This is a genomic window from Vibrio sp. 03_296 (assembly GCF_002265885.1).
The window spans coordinates 1-489 of the sequence record NZ_NPKW01001323.1 but is presented as its reverse complement, the minus strand read 5'-3'; the positions used below and the strand labels follow the sequence as shown (position 1 = coordinate 489).

Genomic DNA, 489 nt, shown 5'->3' with positions numbered 1-489 from the left:
ATCTATGAGCCGAAGTTCTCCAACAGCAGTTATGGGTTCAGGCCAAACCGTAGTGCGCATCATGCGCTTGCGGCAGCAAGCCGCTATATCAGAGAAGGGCGGGGTTATGTAGTGGATATCGATCTAGCCAAATACTTCGACACGGTGAACCATGATAGGGTGATGCACAGATTATCTAAGGACATTAGTGATAAACGAGTATTAAAGCTAATCAGGGCATATCTACAGGCAGGCTTAATGCGAGATGGTTAGTAGAGCGAAGACAACGAGGAACACCGCAGGGTGGTCCATTATCTCCGTTACTTTCCAATATCGTATTAGATGAACTGGACAAAGAGTTAGAGCGGAGAGGGCATAAGTTCTGTCGATATGCAGATGACTGCCAAATCTACGTTCGTAGTGAGGAAGCCGCGCATCGAGTCAAAGAGTCGATAACGGAGTTCTTGGAACAGAAGCTAAAGCTCACGGTAAATCGTGAGAAAAGTGCAG

The 489-nt window shown here is 46.8% G+C and carries 1 pseudogene; it reads left to right on the top strand.

Annotated elements, in window-relative coordinates:
• Window positions 1-489 (top strand): annotated as a pseudogene (locus CIK04_RS35980) (reverse transcriptase domain-containing protein); the annotation flags it as partial.